This window comes from Streptomyces sp. NPDC006265, from assembly GCF_040613555.1.
In the GTDB taxonomy this organism is placed as follows: domain Bacteria; phylum Actinomycetota; class Actinomycetes; order Streptomycetales; family Streptomycetaceae; genus Streptomyces.
This window is the reverse complement of the sequence record NZ_JBEXSH010000896.1, coordinates 1-3,640: the sequence shown is the minus strand read 5'-3', so window position 1 is coordinate 3,640 and position 3,640 is coordinate 1. Positions and strand designations below refer to the sequence as shown.

The 3,640-nt window shown below is 71.8% G+C and carries 4 protein-coding genes; 1 reads left to right on the top strand and 3 read right to left on the bottom strand.

Features of this window, described 5'->3' with window-relative positions:
* Positions 1 to 257 precede the first annotated feature (257 nt).
* The 3 genes from ABZ281_RS42320 to ABZ281_RS42310 all read right to left on the bottom strand — a co-directional run bounded on the left by ABZ281_RS42320 (position 258) and on the right by ABZ281_RS42310 (position 3,246).
* Positions 258 to 635 carry a hypothetical protein gene (locus ABZ281_RS42320; protein WP_356663329.1) on the bottom strand — a complete coding sequence of 126 codons (378 nt, stop codon included), beginning with the start codon at positions 633 to 635 and terminating at the stop codon, positions 258 to 260.
* A 162-nt stretch (positions 636 to 797) separates the two neighbouring features.
* Positions 798 to 2,273: an AAA family ATPase gene (locus ABZ281_RS42315; protein ID WP_356663331.1), complete on the bottom strand. Its 1,476-nt coding sequence runs from the start codon at positions 2,271 to 2,273 to the stop codon at positions 798 to 800.
* Between the two features lie 103 nt (positions 2,274 to 2,376).
* The gene (locus ABZ281_RS42310) at positions 2,377 to 3,246 is read right to left on the bottom strand and encodes a universal stress protein (protein WP_356663327.1); all 870 of its coding nucleotides are present in this window, start codon (positions 3,244 to 3,246) and stop codon (positions 2,377 to 2,379) included.
* Positions 3,247 to 3,459: 213 nt separating this feature from the next.
* Between ABZ281_RS42310 and ABZ281_RS42305 the strand changes: the two genes are divergently transcribed.
* Positions 3,460 to 3,640 (top strand): universal stress protein (locus tag ABZ281_RS42305; protein ID WP_356663325.1); only part of this gene is annotated, 181 nt, incomplete at its 3' end.

Sequence of the window (3,640 nt, the reverse complement as noted above, 5' to 3'; positions counted from 1 at the left end):
CGGGAGCCGAGACGCAGGTGGGCTGCCGGGGCGGTGTCCGCCCGCTCCGGCAGGGCGTCCGTGACGCCGAGCGGGCGCAGGACCTCCAGGGTGCGGGGGGTGGAGGATGAGCGTACGAGAGGGCCGGACGGCTCGGGACGCCGCTCGACGACCCGTATCCGTGCTCCGTGCTCATGTGCCTGCAGCGCCTGTGCCTGCAGCGCCAGGCTGAGACCGGTCGTATCAGGCCCCGACGACCAGCATGTCCACCGCCATCGTCACGTCCCGGCCGCTGTGCGCCACCATGCGGCGCCGTCCGGCTCCAGGACCTCGACCAGTCGCGGGTCCGCGATCACGTCGCGGCGCAGCCCCGGCACCACGGCGTACCGGATCGAACCAGGCACGCTGACCAGCGCCAGAACCCGCCACAGGGATCGCGCGTAGTGCTCGGCACGCTGCGCCCCGTCCCACTCGTACACGCCGCGATAGCGCTCGCGCTCGTCGTGGGCCGGCCACAGCTTCGAGGTGAAACCGGGGAAGCCGACGAACAGCGGGGTGTTCAGCAGACTCTCCCCGCGGAACATGGCGTGCGCTCGTCCGCGGACCAGGCGCAGCCGGAAGGTGACCACCAGCGTGCACGGGCCTCGCCAAGCCACTGCCGAGGCGGGTCTCCCTGTAGATCCGGGCCGTGGTGCCGCCGCCGAAGCGGACTCGCAATCCCACGCGCTCTTTCGGCAGATGGCCCCGGTGCCGCGCGAGCATGGCCGCGGCCGGCAAGCAATGGTCGGGCCCGAACACCGGGGGGAGCACTCGCTCGTCTAGTCCGGCTCCACGCAGGGGCGGCGGAAGACCGCTGCCTGGCCCGTACCCCACGGTCGTACGGCAGCCAGCGCTTGGGCGACCGCGGAGTTCAACGTGCCACTGGTGTCGACCGCGACGGCCTCGGGCCATTGCGGTTCCCTGGCCGCCATGGTGGCGGCGATGCCGAGGTCGGCGTCGGATGTACCGGGGGCGCGCGTGGTCAGACGGGCCGCTGACACGTCGCCCGGCACGTGGCAGTGCAGGGCCACCAGGTCTGCGCTGGTGCGTTCTGCCACGCGCAGGGCCGCTTCGCGCTGTGCCGCGTCGGACCAGGTGGCGTCCAGGACGACGGACTCGCCCCTGGACAGCAGGGCGGCCGCGCGGTCGAGCAGGGTGGAGTAGGTCCTGGCTGTCCACTCCGGCGTGTACAGGCCCTTGCCGTAGTCGGCCGCCGCGGACCGCTCAGCCGGGATCCCCGCCAGCTCCTTGCGGAGGCGGTCGCTGCTGAGCAGCGTGACCCCCAGCCGGTCTGCCAGCGCTCCGGAGAGGGTGGACTTCCCGCTGCCGGGCAGTCCGCCGACGAGGGTCAGGCCGACGGCGGAGGTGCGCAGGTGGCGCAGCGTCGTCGAGAGCAGCCGCCGCGACGCGGCCTCCGCACCGGGCGCGCCCTGCCGGGCCTGGATCAGGGACACCTTGGCGCGGACGAATGCGCGGTAGGCGACGTAGTGGTGCCACAGGGAGGGGGGTGCGGGATCGCCGGAGTACTCGCCGTACCGGGCGAGGAAGTACGCCGCGGCCTGAGGGGCGCCGAGCTGTTCCAGGTCCATGGCGAGGAAGGCGGCGTCGTCGAGGCCGTCGACGAAGCGGAGGTGGTCGTCGAATTCCAGGCAGTCCAGGACACGGGGGCCGTCGTCGAGGCAGAAGATGTCCTCGGCGAGCAGGTCGCCGTGGCCGTCGACCACCCGCCCCTGCTCGATACGGGAGTCGAACAAACGCTTGCGGCCGGTGAGATAGCGGCGTACCAGCCGCTCCGCCTCCGCCGCCCCGTCGGGCACGACGCCGTCCTCGGCCAGCGCGCGGACCTGCTGGAAGCCGGCCTCCCAGCGAGAGGACAGCGCGTCCCGCGTGCCTTGCTCGTCCACCTCCCGGCTCCGGGGGGCGTCCGCGTGCCACGCCGCGAGATGCCGGGCGACGGCCCGCAGGACATCGTCGACGGCGACTCCTTCCCGTACCAGGTGGGAAAGGCGGCGGCCCGCAGGCATCCGGCGCATCACCACGAGCGGTTCGGGCGCATCCGCGTCAGGGCTGCGGACTTCGCCCAGACCCAGATAGACGTCGGGGGCGAAGCGGCGGTTGAGAGCGACTTCCCGTTCGCACGCGCCTCGGCGGGCCGCCACCGTCGTGTAGTCCAGGAATCCCAGATCCACCGGCTTCTTCAGCTTGTAGGCACGGCCGCCGGCGAAGAACACGATGGCGGTGTGGGTCTCGCACACCTCCGCGCGCGGCAGTGGCTCGCCGTCCTGCCGTTCACCGGCCCGGAGCACGGACGCGTCGGCCCGAGGCACCGATCCCACCGACCTCCCGTGGAGGCCCGGCTCAGCCATGAGGAACGACGGCGACGGGGCAGCGCCCGTGATGAATGGCCGCCTGCGCCACGGGCCCCAGGCGGGGCGCCAGACCCGGACGGTGTTCGCGTCGGCCGACGACCAGCAGCGCGGCACCTTCGGCGGCCCGTACGACAGCCTTGGCAGGACTTTCGAGACGGATGCCGTCCGCCACGTCCACCTGCGGGTACTTCTCACGCCAGGGGCGGAGCGCCTTGCCCAGCTCCTTCAGCGCGTCCCGCGTGATCTCTTCGGTGACGCTGTGGTCCACCCCCCAGGGCACGCGTGCGTGGAGTGGCACGCTTCGGCCGTGGACGGCTTGGAGGGGAATGCCTCTGGAGGCAGCGGTGTGGAAGGCGAAGTCGAGCAGGCCGTCGGAGGAACCGTGCAGTTTCAGGGCCACGACCACGCGGTCTGCGGATGCCGCGGCCACCCCTTCCCCGCCGGTTCGGGCGCGGACCAGTACCACCGGCCGCTCCGCCCGTGCCACTACGGGCATGCTCACGTCGCCGAGGAAATAGCTCTCGACAGGCTCCAGCCCCCGTGAACCGAGCACGAGCATCTCGGACTCGGACGCCGCTTGGAGCAGGGCGTTCTGGGCATCGTCGGCGACCAGGTTCCCGACGATGGACAGGCCCGGGTGACGTGCCTGCAGCTCTGCCTGGGCCGTATGAACGAGACGCTTCGCCCAGTAGTTCTGATCGACTTCCGAGGGGACGCGGGTCGGTTCGGGCGCCAGCAGTGGCCATGCGTGCAGCAGGCGCAGGGTGAGCATGCGCTTCTCGGCCTCGTCGGCGGCCCAGCGGGCGGCGGCGAGGCTCTCGGGTGAACCGTCGAGGCCCACGGTGACGGCTTGTTGCATGGCGGCGGCCTCCGTCTCGTACGAAGCTGGAAAGGACGGGGATGACGGTGAACGAGTCCGGTCGAGTACGCGGTCAAGTCAGGACGTCGCCGCCATGCCGAGCAGTACGGTCTCTCATTCGAGGAGTACCCCAATCGTCTCAATGGTGCATTTCGTGCCTGTGGGCGAAGGGAACGCGAGGCGCGGAATCCGGCATGAAAGGAGACCGGGGCGGTGACGATTCCCTTGGTGGTCGGCATCGATGGGTCCGAGGCGAGCCTGGAGGCGGTGGACTGGGCCGCCGACGAGGCGGTCCGGCACGATGTGCCGCTCCACCTCCTGCACGCCGCGGCGCGGGACGACGAGCGGGTGGACGTGAGGGGTGGTGCCTCGAGGCGGGGCAGGGCGGGGGGTC